The organism is Pacificoceanicola onchidii (assembly GCF_004804335.1).
GTDB classification, from domain to species: domain Bacteria; phylum Pseudomonadota; class Alphaproteobacteria; order Rhodobacterales; family Rhodobacteraceae; genus Pacificoceanicola; species Pacificoceanicola onchidii.
In genome coordinates this window covers 44890-61139 of sequence record NZ_SRXY01000007.1, presented here as the reverse complement: position 1 = coordinate 61139, position 16250 = coordinate 44890, and the positions used below count along the sequence as shown (strand labels likewise).

The following is a 16250-nucleotide window of genomic DNA, read 5'->3' as shown; positions in this document are numbered from 1 at the left end:
TCAGCGCTTGGTGAACCAGTACCAGGCGTAAGCAGGCACTTCGCGCAGAACCTGCCGAACCACCCTCAGGCGACGCGCATTTGGCAAGGGCGGGCAATCCGTGCGCGCGATCAATCCCAGTCGGCGCGCCATCAGGCGGGCGCGGGGGGCATGGTACCGGTCCGTGACGATCACCACCTCGCTCGGCTTACGGTCCGCCAGAAACGGCAATGCGAATCGCAGGTTTTCTTCCGTGGTGGTCGATCTCTCTTCCAAAAGAAGCGCGTCTTTGGACACCCCGCGGGTTTCGCAAAGCGCGGCGATGACCTCTGCTTCGCTCGGCGCGTGCTGCCCAAGCCCGCCGCAGGCCACGATCAACCGCACCTTCCCCTGAACCCAAAGATCAGCAGCGTGCAAGGCGCGGCGGCGCAATGTCGGAGAGGGTTGCCCGCCCGGCCAGACAGCGGCACCGAGCACAAGCGCAATGGGTCGGGGATCAGTTTGCATCTGTGCAGAAAAGCACAGGTATCCCGCCGCCGCCAGCCTCTGGAATTCCTGTCAGGGGTGGTTACCTTGGCGTCAAACGCGACAAAGGACAAAGCCATGAGCGAACAGTATACCCCTCCGAAGAAATGGGTCTGGGAAAAGGAGAACGGCGGCGAATGGGCTTCCCTCAACCGCCCCATTGCCGGCGCGACCCATGACAAGGATCTGCCACGCGGCGCGCACCCCTATCAGCTTTATTCCCTCGCCACGCCGAACGGACAGAAAGTTACGATCCTGTTCGAAGAACTGCTCGAAGCCGGATTTGCCGCCGAGTACGACGCCTGGCTGATCAGGATCGGCGACGGCGATCAGTTCGGCTCCGGTTTTGTCGAGGTAAACCCCAACTCCAAGATCCCCGCCCTGATGGACTACACCGGCGACAAGCCCGTTCGGATTTTTGAATCCGGGGCCATCCTCATGCATCTCGCCGAGAAATACGGGGCTTTCCTGAGCACAGAAAACCGGGCGGAAATGCTGTCATGGCTCATGTGGCAGATGGGCAGTGCGCCTTACCTTGGCGGCGGTTTCGGGCATTTCTATGCCTATGCGCCCTACCCCATGGAATACCCGATCGACCGCTTCACCATGGAGGTCAAACGCCAACTGGATGTTCTGGACCGGCATCTGGCCAACAGCAAATTCATGGTGGGCGACGAGTACACCATCGCCGATATCGCGATTTTCCCGTGGTACGGGCGCACCGTGCACGGCGGGAGCTACGATGCGGCGGAGTTCCTCGATGTGGGCATCTACAAGAACGTGATCCGCTGGGCGGATGAGATCGCAGCCCGGCCTGCGGTGCAGCGTGGGCAGATGGTCAACAGAACCAGTGGCGATCCGTCAGGCCAGCTGCACGAACGCCATGATGCGTCTGATTTCCAGACGAAAACACAAGACAAGATCGGCTAAAGGCCAAGGGGCGCTTCGTATAACCCGGAGCGCCCCAGTCTTGTCTCAGCCGACTTTCAGAACGTCACACAGCGCGTTCAGCGCCTTGCGTTCCGCATCGGTTTTCTTCGCGACCCGCGATTTGAACAGGGTCGCCTGAGAGCGCAGCACCGGCTCTTCACCCAAGACCTTGAGATGGTTCGCGCGCAGGGTCTCCCCGGTCGACGTGATATCCGCCACAGCCTCCGCCGTGAGGTTGCGCACGGTCCCCTCCGTCGCCCCCTGACTATCAACCAGTTGGTAATCGGCAACGCCGCCGTCATGCAGATAGGCCCGCACCAGCCGGTGATATTTCGTTGCGATCCGCATACGAAAGCCGTGCTCCGCACGAAACGCCGCCGCTGCTGCATCCAGGTCGTCCAGCGTATCAACATCAATCCAGCAGGCCGGAACCGCGATGATCAGATCCGCGTGACCAAAGCCAAGCTCCGCCAAAGGCGCAACCTTCTGGTCCCATTGCACCAGTTTTTCCTGAACGAGATCCGTGCCGGTGACACCAAGGTGAATGCGGCCCGCCGCCAGTTCACGCGGGATCTCTCCGGCGGACAGCAGAACCAGCTCCACGCCCTCCACACCTGTCACTTCGCCGGAATACTCCCGCTCCGATCCGGTCCGGGCAAGGCCAACGCCGCGTGCTCCGAACCAGTCAAAGGTCTTTTCCATCAGCCGCCCCTTGGACGGCACGCCGAGCTTGATCGTCATTGCCCTGCCTCCAGATCCACGAGAAGCCCCGGACGCAGCACGCCCCCGACCGCCGGGATTTCCCGGCCCTGACCAAGCTGCCGCGTCAGCGCGTCATAGCGCCCACCGGACGAGACCGCGGGCCAATCCGGGCGGCTGGTGGCAAGAAAGCCAAAGACAAAGCCATCGTAGTATTCCATCGAACTGCGCCCATAGCTGGCCTCGAACGCCAGAGAGCCGGTGTCGATCCCGCGTGCGTCCAGCGCCGCGCAGCGCCGCGCGAACCGCTCGACCGCCTCCGAGATGGCCGGAAGATCAACCGCGATATCAAGCAACCGTTCCAAGGCGAAATCGCAGCTTTCGGAGACTTTCAGCAACCCATCGATCAAGGCAACTTCATCGTGGCTGATCGGATCGGCGGCGGCATCCTTGTGCAACGCTTCGATGCGCGCCCCGATTTCGCGCGAAGAGCGCATACCGATCATCGGCGCACAGGACACCCACGGGTCCGCGCTCTCCAGAAGCGCTTTGCGCGAGGCCGGTATGGGTGTTTTGCCGGAGTAGCGGTCCAGCAGAGCCCGGAACCGCCGGGGCCGCCAGATATGCCGCATCAGGGCGGCTTTGCGCGCCTCCGTGGTCTTCAACCCCGATACAGCGGCGGTCAGGATGCCAATGTCTCCGGTGACCGCACGCAGGCCGTAAGGCGCCAGAACTTCCGAAAACCGCGCAAAAACTTCCGCATCCGCAGCCTCCGGATCGGTCCGGTCAAAGACCTCGTAGCCGACCTGGAAATACTCCGAGGCCCGCTCCGGGTGCTCTTCCTGACGTCGAAAAACCTCGCCACTATAAGTGTAGCGCGCAGGCTCCGCGCCATCGGCCATATGCATTTCCACAACCGGCACGGTGAAGTCCGGGCGCAGCATGACTTCGCCGCGCACCGGATCCTGCGTGACGTAGGCGCGCGTGCGAATGTCCTCGCCGTAGAGGTCGAGCAGAACCTCCGCAGGCTGCAGGATCGCACAGTCAACCGTCTGCGCCCCCTCGCCTTCGAATCCCGCCATCAGGCTGGCGGCCTTGGCCTTGATCTGGCTCAGGGTCATTTGTGCAGGTCCAGAAGCGCACGCACCTTGGCGACCAACTGGTCACGCGGCACTTCATATTGGCTTGGGTGATCCTTCCATTCCTCCAGGCTGGCGTCCGCCGCCAGCTTTGCGCCGAGGATCAGATCCTTGATCTGGATGACACCCTTTTCCTTCTCGTCACCCCCTTCAATCACCGCGATGGGCGAGTTGCGCTTGTCCGCGTACTTGAGCTGGTTGCCGAAGTTCTTCGGATTGCCGAGGTAGACCTCTGCGCGAATGCCGTTGTTGCGCAGCTCGGCAACCATCGCCTGATAGTCAGCCATGCGCTGCTTATCCATGACGGTGACTACCACGGGCCCTTGCGCCGTGCTCTGAATGCGGCCCTTTTCGCGGAGCGCTGCCAACAGTCGGTCAACGCCGATCGAAACGCCCGTTGCTGGCACTTCCTGCCCAGTGAACCGCTTGACCAGATCGTCATAGCGCCCACCGCCAGAGACCGATCCGAATTGCCGTTTGCGGCCCTTCTCGTCGAGAATTTCGAAAGTCAGCTCTGCCTCATAAACCGGCCCGGTGTAGTAACCGAGGCCGCGCACCACCGATGGATCAATGTCGATCCGATCCGCGCCATAGCCCTGGGCGTGCAGAAGATCCGCGATCTGCTCAAGCTCATCCACGCCCGTGGCCCCGGTCTGACTGCTGCCAATCGCGTCCCGCAGGTTGGCAAAGGTCTTTGCCGCATCCGCGCCCTTCGACGTCAGGAAAGCCAGCACAGGCGCGGCCTGATCATCACTCAGACCAACACCGTCGATATAGGCCCCCGAGGCATCGAGGCGGCCTTTGCCAAGCAATTCACGCACGCCGCTTTCGCCAACCTTGTCGAACTTGTCGATGGTCCGCAGAACATCTGCCGCTTGCGCCTCGTCGGTCAGACCCATGGTTTCCAGAACACCGTTCAGCACTTTGCGGTTGTTCACACGGATCAGATAGTCCCCGCGCGGAATCCCTACGGTTTCCAGCGTATCGGACAACATCGCGCAGATCTCCGCGTCTGCCGCCACGCTTGCCGCACCCACCGTATCTGCGTCGCATTGGTAAAATTGACGATACCGCCCCGGTCCCGGCTTTTCATTGCGCCAGACCGGCCCCATCGCATAGCGCCGATACGGCAAAGGCAGGTCATTGCGGTGCTGAGCGTAGACCCGCGCCAAAGGTGCCGTCAGATCGTAGCGCAGTGCCATCCACTGATCGTCTTCGTCCTGCCATGCAAAGACGCCCTCATTCGGGCGGTCCACGTCCGGAAGGAACTTGCCGAGCGCCTCGACCGTCTCTACCGCAGAGGATTCCAGCGCGTCAAAGCCATAGCGATGATACACCTCGGCGATGGCTCGCAGCATATGTGCGCGCTCACTCACCTCCGCTCCGAAATAGTCGCGGAATCCCTTGGGCGTTTGCGCCTTGGGACGGGGGGCTTTTTTCACTTTGGCCATGGGCCTCATTCCCTTGACTGGACTGGTCGCGCTCCCTCTACCCATTTGGACAGGCAGGGGCAAGCAAAGGCCGGGGTAGACGCCGGGCCCCTAAGCGCCTAACTGGACCGACAATCCGGCAAAAGGTGCTCAGATGAGTGACACGACACAGGCCCTTGAAGAGCGCATCGCGTATCTGGAACGTACCGTCGAAGATCTCTCTGACGTGATCGCCCGGCAGGATTCGGCCATGGAGCAGCTTGTCCGGCAGGTCGCGATGTTGATGCAACGCGAGGCTACGCGCGAAGCGGATGCTGGTGGCGGGACCTATTTCGCGGATGAAACGCCGCCGCACTACTGAAGCACGGCGCTGTCCCGGACCGGATCTGGGACCTCATCGAAGATCCAGCTTATCCCTTGGTGTCGACTGCAAGAACGGCGCCATCATGCACAAGCAACGTGCTCCAGCGGCCGGTGCTTTCAAAGCGCTCGTAGATGCTGACAAAGGCCGTGTTTGCTGACAGCCGACCGCGTTTGGCGCCGCAAGGTTTGTTTGACGGCACGCCGCAAACACGCCCTTTCAGCCGCTCATACGCTTGATCCGTCGCACCACGCGGCAAGGTCATACCCGGCGCGCCGTAGTGAATCTGTTCATAGCTCTCGACCGAGCCGAACATCACAAGCGCCGCACTGAATTGACGCAGGCAGCCATCGTCGAATCCGGAAAGATAGAAGTTGCGCACGCCGGTGCTTCCGGGTTCGCTGTCAAACAGCGTATAGCCGCCCCGGTTCGGGAAGCTTTCCGCTTTCTTGCCCAAGCTGCGCGGCGACACACCGCAAAGCCGGGCCACCTCACCATGAGGGAGTTTCACACCGGGACCAACCTTCGCATAATCCGGCGCTCCGGGTTGCGGACCGGCGGGTGCGCTTTGCTCAGCGTCTTTCTGAACCCGTCCGAACAAGCCGCGTTTTTGGGGCTCCACCTCGAGCTCTGCCTGTGCTTCAGGCTCCGCCGTCTCCGGGGCAAGCGCGGCAAGCTGAACCTGCTCTGGCTCGGTCAGATCGCCTTTGTCCGTGTCGTTCTTCCCCAAAAGCCGGACAAAAAGAGAGCGTTCGCGCGGCGGTGCATCCTCTGCGGCGGCTTCTGCTGTCTGCAACGGCGCTTCTGCCTGCTCAGCATCGGCGGATTGTTCCTGTGTTTCCTCAACAGCGGCGCTGGCGGATTGCGGCGCTTCGGCAGGGTCATTTTCCGAGGCCTGTGCCGTTTCAGCTTTCCTCTTCAGAAACCCAAGAAACCCGCCCTGCGGTTTCTCTGCTACTGCAGCGGCAGGTGTTTCGACCTCGGTCAGATCGGGCTCTTCCGAATTCGGCAAGGCGTCGAGACGCCCTGCGTCCTCTGCAACGACCACATCATCCAACCGATCGACCCGCGCCAGCGGATCCACCGAACAACCGGCAACCACTAGGCAGAACAAGGTCAACAAAGGCAGGCGCATGGAACCTCCGCAGGCTGCATCACAGCCCCTGTTTCAAAAGCGCCCTATGCTTAACCTGAAATGAATCGCTCCGCCAAGGCCCGAGGCCATGCGGTATCCCTTTGAGACGCCAAAACCCAAACGCGCTAGAAGTCCTCGACTGCAAGAACACCATCGAGCGATTTGATCGCGCCTTTGATTTCCGGGGTCACCGGGAAGTCCGCCTTGAGGTCCATTTCCACTTCGCCGGGCAGCCCTGCATGGTTGAGACAGAGCATCACCGGGCCGCGCGCAGCTTTGGGCAGTTGATCCACTGCCCGTGTCAGAACCGACGCAATGTGCGGCAGGGCTTCGGGTTCTTCGATGTGGATTTTCAACCCCATGACGCCGCCGCCCGAAGCCACGGCATCCACCGGCGCAACACCGCGCGCGAGCAGCTTGAGCTGATCGCTCTCCATGGTGGCCTCGACCGTCACCACCACTTTGGCCCCGGTTTCCAGATACTCGCGAGACTTCTCCAAAGTCTCCGAGAAGAGCGTGACCTCATAAGCCCCTGTCGGGTCACTCAGCTGCGCAAAGGCAAAGCGGTTGCCGCGAGCGGATTTGCGTTCCTGACGGCCCGCCACAACCCCGGCCAGCTTGGCGACCAGTGCCCCACGCTCCGCCCGCCCTGTTACCTCATCAAGCGTCATCACATCCTGCCGCTTGAGCGCTGGCATGTAGTCATCCAGCGGATGGCCGGAGAGGTAGAAGCCCACCGCCTTGAATTCTTCCGCAAGGCGTTCCGCAGGCAACCAATCGGTCACCGGGGACATGCGCGGTTCGGGCAAGTCCTCACCCGCTTCGCCAAATAGAGAAACCTGCGCCGAGGCTTTCTGTTCGAAGATTGCGGTCGAATAAGCTACCAAGGCATCAAGGCTGTCGAACACCCGGCGACGGTTGCTGTCGAGTTGATCAAACGCCCCGGCCCGCGCAAGCATTTCCAAAGGTCGCTTGCCGATCTTCTTAAGCTCCACCCGGCGGGCAAGATCAAACAGCGTCGCAAATGTCTTGTCTCCGCGCCCTTCGACGATCAGCTTCATCGCGTCGACACCGACGTTTTTCAGCGCGCCGAGCCCGTAAATCAGCTTCCCATCGACCACATCAAACGTCGCTTGAGAACGGTTCACGCAAGGTGGTACCCAGGGCAGTTTCAGCCCTTTGCGAACCTCTTCAAAGTAAACCGCCAGCTTGTCCGTCAGGTGGATATCGCAGTTCATGACACCGGCCATGAACTCCACCGGGTGGTTCGCCTTCAGCCATGCTGTCTGGTAGGACACCACCGCATAGGCCGCCGCGTGGGATTTGTTGAAACCGTAGTTGGCGAATTTCTCCAGAAGGTCGAAAACCTCTGTCGCCTTTTTCTTGTCCACACCATTTTCCGCCGCGCCCTTCTCGAACTTTGGGCGTTCGGCGTCCATGGCCTCCTTGATCTTCTTACCCATGGCCCGGCGCAGAAGGTCCGCGCCGCCAAGCGAATAGCCCGCCATGACCTGCGCGATCTGCATCACCTGTTCCTGATAAACGATGATGCCTTGGGTCTCTTCAAGGATATGGTCGATGAGCGGGTGAACGGAGGTGATATCCTTGAGCCCGTTCTTGACCTCACAGTAGGTCGGAATGTTTTCCATCGGGCCGGGACGATAAAGAGCCACAAGCGCAACAATGTCTTCGATACAGGTGGGCTTCATCCGCTTGAGCGCGTCCATCATGCCCGAGCTTTCAACCTGGAACACAGCGACGGTCTTGGCAGAGGCATAAAGCTTGTACGTCGCCTCATCGTCGAGCGGGATGAGGTTCATCTGGTTCTCACCACCCTCGGCAGGCTCATAAAGCTCGGTGCCATCCGCCGCGATGTGAAGCTGCCTCCCGCCCTTGAGGATCAGATCCAGCGCGTTCTGAATGACGGTCAACGTCTTCAGGCCCAGAAAGTCAAACTTCACCAGTCCTGCTTGCTCAACCCATTTCATGTTGAACTGGGTTGCGGGCATGTCCGAGCGTGGATCGCGGTAGAGTGGGACCAGCTGATCTGTCGGGCGGTCCGCAATCACAACACCTGCCGCGTGCGTACCCGCAGAGCGCAGCAGCCCTTCGACCTGCATGCCGTATTTCAACAGGCGATCCACGACTTCTTCGTTCTGCGCCTCTTCCGCCAGACGCGGCTCATCGCGCAGGGCCTGTTCGATACTGACCGGCTTCACGCCTTCCACCGGGATCATCTTCGACAGACGGTCCACCTGCCCGTAAGGCATCTGCAAAACCCGGCCCATATCGCGCACAGCTGCCTTCGAGAGCAGAGCGCCAAAGGTGATGATCTGCGCAACCTTGTCGTGGCCATATTTGTCCTGCACGTAGCGGATCACCTCCTCGCGGCGATCCATGCAGAAGTCGATATCGAAGTCAGGCATGGAAACCCGTTCGGGATTGAGGAAACGCTCGAACAGAAGGCTGTAGCGCAGCGGATCAAGGTCCGTCACGGTCAACGCATAAGCCACAAGACTGCCCGCCCCGGACCCCCGGCCCGGCCCAACCGGGATGTCGTTGTCTTTGGCCCATTGGATAAAATCGGCCACGATCAGGAAGTAGCCGGGAAATCCCATGCCTTCGATGATGCCGAGCTCGAAATCGAGCCGTTCCTGGTATTCTTCAACGCTGACCGCATGGGGAATGACCCGCAAACGCTCCTGCAGGCCTTCGTTCGCCATGCGGCGCAGCTCGCTGACCTCATCATCGGCAAACTTCGGCAGGATCGGATCCCGGCGATAGGCCATGAACGCGCAGCGTTTGGCGATCTCGACGGTGTTTTCCAAGGCCTCCGGCAGATCGGCAAAAAGCGTTGCCATTTCCTGCGGCGTCTTGAGGTAATGCTGCGGCGTCAGGCGGCGGCGCGGCTCCTGCTGATCCACATAAGCGCCCTCGGCGATGCAGATCATCGCGTCATGCGCCTCGTACATCTCTTCCTTCGGGAAATAGACGTCATTCGTCGCCACCAGCGGCAGGTCCATGGCATAGGCCATCTTGACAAAGGGCCGCTCGGTCAGCCGCTCCGCCTCGGGCGCGCCGTCTTCGCCGGGATGACGCTGCAACTCGACATAAAGCCGATCGCCGAAAATCTCATTGAGTCGGTCCATCAAGGCCTGTGCTGCCGGATGCTGGCCGGCGCGAAGCAGCCGGCCTACGGGACCGTCGGGCCCGCCGGTGAGGCAAATCACATCCTCGGAATTCCGCGCCAGTTCCTCCAGACTGATATAGGGCAGCTCCGATCCCTGCCGCATATAGAGGCAGGAATTGAGCAACATCAGGTTCTCATATCCGGCCTCGTTCTGCGCCAGCAAAACGATTGGCGCAGGCGGCCTCGGGCGCTCCCCCTGGGCAGGCTCAACATAGCGCAAGTCAAACTGGCATCCGATGATCGGCTGAATGCCCGCACCACTGGCAGAAACCGAAAATTCCAATGCTGAAAAGAGGTTATTCGTGTCCGTGACCGCAATGGCCGGAAGCCCCATCGCCTCGCACATCGCGGGCAGCTTCTTCAATCGAATAGCCCCTTCAAGCAGGGAATATTCGGTGTGGGTACGCAGGTGAATGAATCGAGGATCGGCCATGGGCGCACCGTAGCCGCTCGCCAAGCCGGTCGAAAGAGCGAAGCGCGAAAATGCGGATGTCCGCGCCGCAGAGCGCCGCCCAAAAGACAGGCAGATTTTCGAGACTGCTCATCGGTTCAACATTTTTTTCTTGCCAATGCGCGTCACCGCCGCCTAGCCTGAACTTACAGAAAGACGCGTTTTCTACGCCGCATCGAGGACGCGACCCAGACAATCTGGGCCAGGTATGGTAAGGCGGCAGGCTTTTCACGATGACAATCGCCTTTCTTCTCAACGGGGAGAAAATCGCGTTGAGTGGCGTTTCACCAACCGCCACTTTGCTGGACTGGCTGCGCGACGAACGCGGCCTCAAGGGAACAAAAGAAGGCTGCAACGAAGGGGACTGCGGCGCGTGTACCGTCATGGTGCAGGACGCGGATGGCGCAAAGGCGCTGAACGCCTGCATTCTTTTCCTGCCGCAACTGCATGGCAAATCCGTGCATACTGTGGAGGGGCTCGCGGCGCCGGACGGCACCTTGCATCCGGTTCAGCAGGCCATGATCGACCATCATGGATCGCAATGCGGCTTCTGCACCCCCGGATTTGCCTGTTCCATGGCCACGGCCCATCTCAACGGCGAGACTGCGTTTGACGACGCGCTCGCCGGGAACCTGTGCCGATGCACGGGGTATGCCCCAATCATCCGCGCCGCCAAAGCCGCAGCCTTGGAACCGGTTCCCAACCATATCAGACCAGACCGCGGTTTCTTTGTGCCGGAAATATCCACCGGGGGTCCGGGGGACAGTCAGTCCCCCGGCTTTCACGCTCCACAATCCATCGACGAGTTGGCAGAGCTTGCCGCACGGCTTCCGGACGCGACGTTGATCGCAGGGGCCACGGATGTCGGCCTTTGGGTCACCAAACAGCTGCGCGAGCTTGGAGAGGTGATTTTCCTCAATCGCTGCGAGGACATGCAGCACATCGAAGAAACCGAGACCCATTTGCGCATCGGCGCGGGCGTCACGATGGACCGGGTGCACAAGCTGATGGAGGCGCATTTTCCAAGTTACGCGGAGATGATCCGCCGCTACGGCAGCACACAGGTGCGCAACGCCGCGACCATTGGCGGCAACATTGCCAATGGCTCTCCGATCGGGGATAATCCCCCGCCTCTCATCGCGCTGGGTGCCATTGTTCATTTGCGGTATCGCGAGACGCACCGCGAAATGCCCCTGGAAGAGTTCTATATCGACTATGGCAATCAGGATCGCCACCCGGGCGAGATTGTCGTGGCCGTGAGCATCCCGAAACAGGCCGACACCCTGAAGGTCTACAAGCTGTCGAAACGGTTCGATCAGGATATCTCCGCCGTTTGCGGTGCGTTCAACATAACCGTTGAAAACGGTACCGTTTCAGAGGCCCGGATCGCGTTTGGCGGCATGGCCGGAACACCGAAACGCGCCCGCGCCGTCGAAGCTGCGATTATCGGCAAGCCGTGGTCCGATGAGACACTCATCGCCGCGTGGAATGCCTGGGAAGAGGACTTCACGCCACTCAGCGACATGCGCGCCAGCGCGGATTACCGCATGAGCGCGGCGCGCAACATGCTCTCGCGCTGCCTGTTGGAAGACCTCGGCGCAGCAACCTCCGTGCTGGAGGTGCGCGCATGAGCGTTGCAAAGCCGCTTCCGCACGATGCCGCCCGGCTGCATGTCACCGGTGCCGCGCGTTATGTCGATGACATCCCCGCGCCCGCGAACACCCTGCACCTCGCCTTTGGACTGTCTCAGATCGCCGCCGGGCGGATCACAGCGATTGATCTGGATCCGGTCCGCAAAGCGCCCGGCGTTCTGCGCGTCTGGGAAGCCTCGGACCTGCCATCGGACTGCGACTGTTCACCGTCGGCCCATGACGAGCCGATGCTCGCCGGGCACACAATTCGTTACCTTGGCCAGCCTATCTTCCTTGTCGCCGCCACGTCGCATCTTGCCGCGCGCAAGGCCGCGAGCCTTGCGAAAATCGACTATCAATCCCGTGACGCCATCCTGACCGTCGATGAAGCCATGGATGCGGACAGTCGATTTGGCGAGCCACGTATCTGGCAAAAAGGCGATGCCGGGGAAGCCATCGACACCGCGCCGCATGTGCTCGAAGGCGAGATCACCATGGGCGGACAAGAGCATTTCTATCTCGAGGGGCAGGCCGCCATGGCCTTGCCGCAGGAAGATGGCGACATGCTCGTACATTCTTCAACTCAGCATCCGACCGAGATCCAGCACAAGGTCGCCCACGCGCTGCATCTTCCCATGCATGCCGTGCGCGTTGAAACGCGGCGGATGGGCGGCGGGTTCGGTGGCAAGGAAAGTCAGGGCAACGCGCTGGCCATCGCCTGCGCCGTCGTGGCAAGCGCCACAGGCCGTCCGGCCAAGATGCGGTATGACCGCGACGATGATTTCATGATCACCGGCAAGCGTCACGATTTCCGTATCGAATACCGGGTCGGCCATGATGATGACGGGAAGCTGCACGGGGTCGAGTTTCTGCAACTCGCCCGCTGTGGCTGGGCGCAGGACCTGTCGCACCCGGTTGCGGATAGGGCGATGCTGCATTCGGACAATGCTTATGCGCTTGATCATGTCCGCATTGAAAGCCACCGTCTGAAAACCAACACGCAAAGCGCCACCGCCTATCGCGGTTTCGGCGGACCACAGGGTATGCTCGGGATCGAGCGGGTGATGGACCACGTGGCGCACGCCTTGGGCAAAGACCCGCTCGACGTGCGGCGCGCCAATTACTACGGCGATTTTGCGGAAGACAAAGCGCAGTCCACCCCCTATGGCCAGCCAGTCACGGACTTTGTCCTGAATGATCTGACTGAAACGCTCAAGGCGCGTTCTGACTACACCGAACGGCGCGAGGCCATCGCGGACTGGAACGCGCAAAACCCGGTGCTCAAGCGCGGCATCGCCCTGACCCCTGTGAAGTTCGGAATTTCGTTCACCCTGACGCATCTCAATCAGGCCGGGGCGCTGGTGCATGTCTATCAGGACGGCTCCATCGCCATGAACCACGGCGGCACGGAAATGGGTCAGGGTCTGTTCCAGAAAGTTGCCCAGGTGGCCGCGAGCGAATTTGGCGTGGATATGGACGTGGTGAAGATCACCGCAACCGACACCGCCAAGGTGCCCAACACCTCTGCAACGGCCGCCTCCTCCGGGTCTGACTTGAACGGTATGGCCGTGAAAGCCGCCTGCGAAGCGATCCGGGATCGCATGGCCGAGCATCTGGCCAGGATTCATCAGGACGAACCTGCGGACGTTGTCTTCAGGGACGGCGAAGTGCACGTGGGCGGCAATCGCCTGCCCTTCGCTGAGGCCGCCAAAGCCTGTTACGAAGGCCGTGTGAGCCTCTCCGCCACCGGCTTCTACAAGACGCCGAAACTCAGCTGGGACATGATCAAAGGGCAGGGCCGCCCATTTTTCTATTTTGCCTACGGGGCAAGCTGCTCGGAAGTGGTGATCGACACGCTGACCGGCGAGTACCGCATCCTGCGCGCGGACATCCTGCACGACTGCGGCGCTTCGCTGAACCCGGCGCTGGACAAAGGACAGATCGAGGGCGGATATGTGCAGGGTGCAGGCTGGCTGACGACGGAAGAACTGGTCTGGGATGACCATGGGCGGCTACGCACCCACGCGCCGTCAACGTACAAAATCCCGGCCTGTTCCGACCGGCCGGAGGTTTTCAACGTCTCGCTCTGGGACGGGCGAAACCGTGAGGAGACGATCTATCGCTCCAAAGCTGTGGGCGAGCCCCCCTTTATGCACGGGATTTCCGTGCTGATGGCGCTCTCCGATGCGGTCAGTGCGTGTGGCGAAGCGTATCCTGCGCTTGACGCCCCCGCCACGCCGGAAGCCGTTCTGAAAGCAGTTCGGAGGGTGCGCGGTGTCCTTTGATCTTGCCGAACTCAAAGCCGCCGTTGCTACACGTGGACGGGTCGCGCGGGTCGTTGTGGCCGAAGTGCGCGGCAGCACGCCGCGCGAGGTTGGCGCATCCATGCTTGTTTGGGAGGGCGGACAAAGCGGCACCATCGGCGGCGGAACTCTGGAGTTGGAAGCCGCGCAAAGCGCCTTTGAGCGGCGCGGAGCGACGCGCCATGCGCTTGGCCCGGACATGGGTCAATGCTGCGGAGGGGCGGTGACGCTTTGGACGGACGTGTTCGAGGCGCCGGACCTCGACGCGTTGCAAGGCCCGGTCATCGCGCGCGGACCGGGCGACATGCCTCTGTCTGTTAAGCGCGTACTGGCGCAAGCGAGAGGTCAAGGGTGCCGCCCGCCTTCGTCATTCACGGATGGCTGGATGGTCGAGCCTCTGGCCGAGCCGCAGCGCCACCTCTGGATATGGGGAGCGGGCCATGTCGGCCGGGCGCTCGTACAGGTTCTCTCACCGCTTCCGGATCTGGCAGTCACCTGGATCGACACCGAAACCGAACGCTTTCCCGATGACATTCCCGCAGGCGTCACCATGCTACCGGCCGCGCAGCCCGCACGCCTGATGCCACACGCCCCCATGGACGCGGACCACCTGATCGTGACCTATTCGCACGCGCTGGACCTTGACCTGTGCCACGCCGCGCTCGGTCACGGGTTCGCTTTTTGCGGCCTGATCGGCTCGGACACCAAGTGGGCGCGCTTTCGCAAAAGGCTCGCCGCGCTCGGTCACTCGGATGCTCAAATTCAACGCATCTGCTGCCCAATTGGGCAAAAACACCTCGGCAAACACCCCGCCGCCATTGCCATCGGGGTCGCCGCACAGCTAATTGATGGACAAAAAAGGAACGGGGACGCATGTCGGACATCCTTCTTGGCATCCAGGGCCTGACCAAGGCCTATCCCGGCGTGGTGGCGAATGACGATGTGTCCTTCGACATCCAAAAGGGTGAAATTCACGCGCTTCTCGGCGAAAACGGCGCGGGCAAATCGACTCTCGTCAAGATGATCTACGGTCTTGTTGCGCCGGACAAAGGCGCGATGACGCTGGACGGACAGAGCTTTTCGCCCTCCAAACCCTCCGAAGCCCGGCAAAACGGCGTTGCGATGGTGTTTCAGCACTTCTCGCTGTTCGACGCGTTGAACGTCGCGGAAAATGTCGCGCTTGGCATGGAGAATCCGCCGCCCATGCGCGATCTGGCGCGCCGCATCCGGGAAGTGTCTGAACTTTATGGCCTGCCGCTCGATCCGTCGCGTACCGTCGGCACCCTGTCCGCCGGAGAACGGCAAAGGGTCGAAATCATCCGGTGCCTTCTGCAAAATCCGCGCCTGTTGATCATGGATGAACCAACCTCCGTGCTGACGCCACAGGAGGTGGAGATCCTGTTCGAGACACTGATGCAGCTGAAGTCCGAAGGCACTTCGATCCTCTATATCTCGCATAAACTCGAAGAAATCCGCGCCATTTGCGATCACGCCACGATCCTGCGCCTCGGCAAGAAGGTGGGCGAGAGCACACCCTCCGAGGCCTCCGCCAAGGAACTCGCCGAACTGATGGTCGGAAACAGTTTCGCCGCCCCCGTTGCGCGGGATGTGGAGAAAGGCGCGGTTCTGTTAGAGGCAAAGTCCCTGAGCCTGCCGGCCCCCGGCGCTTTCGGCACGCCCCTGCGCGAGGTGAGTTTTGCGGTGCGCGCGGGCGAAGTGCTGGGCATTGGCGGGGTTGCGGGCAACGGGCAGGACGAGCTTCTGGCCGCGCTGTCCGGGGAACGGACGTCGGATGGCGGAACGGTCTTGCTCAAAGGCAATGATATCAGCAGCGACGGCCCGGTCGCGCGCCGCGACATGGGATTGCTGTCAGCGCCCGAGGAACGGCTTGGCCATGCCGCCGCGCCGGATATGAGCCTGACGGAAAACGGCGTACTGACGGCATCGCGGCGGGAAAGCCTCGTCAAGAACGGTCTAATCGACTGGCGCAAGGCCCAAGGATTCACCGAGGCCGTGATCGAACGGTTCGACGTGCGCACTCCGGGGCCTGACACGGCCGCGCGGGCGCTTTCTGGCGGCAACTTGCAGAAATACGTTGTGGGGCGCGAAATTCATCAAAACCCCGAGGTTCTCATCGTGAACCAACCCACTTGGGGCGTGGACGCCGCTGCCGCCGCCGCAATCCGACAAGCGCTGCTGGACCTTGCGGCCAAAGGGGCGGCGATTGTGGTGATCAGCCAGGATCTCGACGAGTTGATGGAAATATCTGACCGCTTTGCCGCCCTGAACGAAGGCCGCTTGTCGCCTGCGCATCCGGTGGCGGACCTGAATATGGAAAAGATTGGCCTGATGATGGGCGGCGCGCATGACATGGAGGTGGCCCATGTACATGGATAACCGGCACGGCAGAGGCGCGGCAATTCCATCAATGGAATTGGCAAATCTCATGAATGAGATTTGGTCCCGGCCCAGCCCGG

The 16250-nt window shown here is 61.4% G+C and carries 12 protein-coding genes; 6 read left to right on the top strand and 6 right to left on the bottom strand.

The annotated features are described in order from the left end of the window. Nucleotides 1–486 carry a YdcF family protein gene (locus E4662_RS17480; protein ID WP_136442902.1) on the bottom strand — a complete coding sequence of 162 codons (486 nt, stop codon included), beginning with the start codon at nt 484–486 and terminating at the stop codon, nt 1–3. A 96-nt stretch (nt 487–582) separates the two neighbouring features. On the opposite strand from E4662_RS17480, the gene yghU reads away from it, so the two are divergent. Then, complete coding sequence (gene yghU, locus E4662_RS17475) at nt 583–1434, top strand: glutathione-dependent disulfide-bond oxidoreductase (RefSeq protein ID WP_136442901.1); 852 nt, start codon at nt 583–585, stop codon at nt 1432–1434. 45 nt (nt 1435–1479) lie between these two features. Here yghU and hisG read toward each other — a convergent pair whose 3' ends face one another. The 3 genes from hisG to hisS are packed head-to-tail and all read right to left on the bottom strand — an operon-like array spanning nt 1480 to nt 4723. Continuing rightward, nucleotides 1480–2175: an ATP phosphoribosyltransferase gene (gene hisG, locus E4662_RS17470; RefSeq protein WP_136442900.1), complete on the bottom strand. Its 696-nt coding sequence runs from the start codon at nt 2173–2175 to the stop codon at nt 1480–1482. Then, entirely contained in the window at nt 2172–3254 is a 1083-nt protein-coding gene (locus E4662_RS17465) for an ATP phosphoribosyltransferase regulatory subunit (protein ID WP_136442899.1), read from the bottom strand. The genes hisG and E4662_RS17465 overlap by 4 nt, the downstream gene beginning before the upstream one ends. Further along, nucleotides 3251–4723, bottom strand: coding sequence for a histidine--tRNA ligase (gene hisS, locus E4662_RS17460; RefSeq protein ID WP_136442898.1), 1473 nt, complete (start codon nt 4721–4723; stop codon nt 3251–3253). The genes E4662_RS17465 and hisS overlap by 4 nt, the downstream gene beginning before the upstream one ends. A 133-nt stretch (nt 4724–4856) precedes the next feature. Here hisS and E4662_RS17455 point away from each other — a divergent pair, with 133 nt between their 5' ends. Beyond that, a complete protein-coding gene (locus E4662_RS17455) occupies nt 4857–5063 on the top strand; it encodes a SlyX family protein (RefSeq protein ID WP_136442897.1) in 207 nt (68 codons plus the stop codon). 49 nt (nt 5064–5112) lie between these two features. Here E4662_RS17455 and E4662_RS17450 read toward each other — a convergent pair whose 3' ends face one another. Continuing rightward, nucleotides 5113–6198 (bottom strand): hypothetical protein, encoded by a 1086-nt coding sequence (locus E4662_RS17450; protein ID WP_136442896.1) that lies wholly within the window; start codon nt 6196–6198, stop codon nt 5113–5115. A 125-nt stretch (nt 6199–6323) separates the two neighbouring features. Further along, entirely contained in the window at nt 6324–9821 is a 3498-nt protein-coding gene (dnaE, locus tag E4662_RS17445; RefSeq protein WP_136442895.1) for a DNA polymerase III subunit alpha, read from the bottom strand. A 251-nt stretch (nt 9822–10072) separates the two neighbouring features. Between dnaE and xdhA the strand changes: the two genes are divergently transcribed. From xdhA to E4662_RS17425, 4 genes are read left to right on the top strand one after another with little or no spacing between them, the layout of a single operon-like run. Further along, the gene (gene xdhA / locus E4662_RS17440; RefSeq protein WP_136442894.1) at nt 10073–11470 is read left to right on the top strand and encodes a xanthine dehydrogenase small subunit; all 1398 of its coding nucleotides are present in this window, start codon (nt 10073–10075) and stop codon (nt 11468–11470) included. Beyond that, nucleotides 11467–13755 carry a xanthine dehydrogenase molybdopterin binding subunit gene (gene xdhB / locus E4662_RS17435; protein WP_136442893.1) on the top strand — a complete coding sequence of 763 codons (2289 nt, stop codon included), beginning with the start codon at nt 11467–11469 and terminating at the stop codon, nt 13753–13755. Before xdhA ends, xdhB begins: the two co-directional genes overlap by 4 nt. Next, on the top strand, nt 13745–14680 hold the full coding sequence (gene xdhC, locus E4662_RS17430) for a xanthine dehydrogenase accessory protein XdhC (RefSeq protein ID WP_136442892.1): 936 nt from the start codon (nt 13745–13747) through the stop codon (nt 14678–14680). The genes xdhB and xdhC overlap by 11 nt, the downstream gene beginning before the upstream one ends. Further along, nucleotides 14647–16170, top strand: coding sequence for an ABC transporter ATP-binding protein (locus E4662_RS17425; RefSeq protein ID WP_136442891.1), 1524 nt, complete (start codon nt 14647–14649; stop codon nt 16168–16170). The genes xdhC and E4662_RS17425 overlap by 34 nt, the downstream gene beginning before the upstream one ends. Nucleotides 16171–16250 lie beyond the last annotated feature (80 nt).